Here is a 1,334-nt window from a genome sequence, read left to right as displayed (position 1 = left end):
GTGACGTAAAGAGACGAGCGGAGGGACCGGATCAGCATGGTGGTGCCGTGAGATCGAGGCTGGCGCCCCTCTGGACAAGGAGGCTTTTTGCGCTATTAAGTATCAGTCAACTTGCGCCGGGACCATCGGATAGATCGGGAAAGCCGGGCCATGTCGGGGCGGGATTAAAGGGAGGGATAGTCATGATCGAAGAACTTGATGGCCGAATCGCACTGGTAACCGGGGCCAGCCGCGGGATCGGAAGAGCGATTGCCCTGGCCCTAGCGCGGGTGGGTGTCGATGTCGCCGTCAATTACCGCAGCAGCGACCATGCCGCTGAGGAGGTATGCGGGGAGATCGAGGGGCTGGGACGGCGGGCCCTGCCGGTCCGCGCCGACATCGCCCGCACCTCGGAGGTCTCCGGAATGATCGACGTCATCCATGGGGAACTGGGCCCCGTCACCATAGTGGTCAACAACGCCGGTATCGGGACCATGCGGACGGTGGACGAGATAACAGAAGAGGACTGGGACCAGACGCTGGCGACCAACCTGAAAGCCCCGTTCATGGTGAGCCAGGCCGTTTTGCCCGACATGCGGGCCGCCAGATGGGGGAGGATCATAGCTATTTCTTCGGTCGCGGCCCAGATGGGCGGGGTCGTAGGGCCGCACTATGCCGCCTCCAAGGCAGGCATGATCGGCCTCATGCACTATTACGCCGCTCATCTTGCAAAGGAAGGGATCACAGCCAACACCATCGCTCCCGGTCCGGTCGAAACCGAGATGTCGGCGGCCCTCCCGCAGCTGCGCCCCGAACTCATCCCCGTCGGGCGTTTCGGCACCCCGGATGAAATCGCCCAGGCGGTCATCATGGTGGTGGGGAATGGCTACCTCACCGGCCAGACCATCAATGTCAACGGGGGGCGCTACCTGAGCTGAAGCCAACTATGCGTGCTTCGACAAGCTCAGCACGAACGGTCTTCAAAATTACCGTGCCTGAGCCCGTTCACCCTGAGCCTGTCGAAGGGTGCATTCCCCATTCCCGTTCACCCAGAGCCCGTCGAAGGGTGCATGCCCTATTCCCGTTCACCCTGAGCCTGTCGAAGGGTGCATGCCCTCTTCCCGTTCACCCTGAGCCTGTCGAAGGGTGCAATTGTCGATGTTACGGCATCGCTCCCACCGCCGCTTCCTGGCACTCGTCCAGGTGCTTCTCCACGAAATCAACCAGTGCCGGATCGACCTTCATCTCCGCCTGCATGCCGCGCAGGATCTCGACGATCTCGGAGGGAGGGAGCGGCTTGCGGTAAGGCCGGTTCTGGGCCAGCGCCTGGTAGATGTCGGCTATCTTGATGATGC

General features: G+C 62.1%; 2 protein-coding genes. One reads left to right on the top strand and one right to left on the bottom strand.

Annotated features, from left to right (window positions below):
* The first annotated feature begins 182 nt into the window (after positions 1-182).
* Positions 183-917, top strand: a complete 735-nt coding sequence (locus AC11W3_RS12305; protein ID WP_484093099.1) for a 3-oxoacyl-ACP reductase family protein — start codon at positions 183-185, stop codon at positions 915-917.
* A gap of 223 nt (positions 918-1,140) precedes the next feature.
* Here AC11W3_RS12305 and AC11W3_RS12300 read toward each other — a convergent pair.
* The coding region (locus AC11W3_RS12300) for an HD domain-containing phosphohydrolase (RefSeq protein ID WP_484093098.1) at positions 1,141-1,334 on the bottom strand (194 nt) is incomplete at its 5' end.

Source organism: Geomonas sp. (assembly GCF_056994735.1).
Note: the sequence above shows the minus strand (reverse complement) of the source record. Positions and strands in the feature narration are given on the sequence as shown.

Coding starts and splice junctions, on each gene's coding strand:
- AC11W3_RS12305 (WP_484093099.1), top strand. CDS start 183: ATGATCGAAGAACTTGATGGCCGAATCGCACTGGTAACCGGGGCCAGC.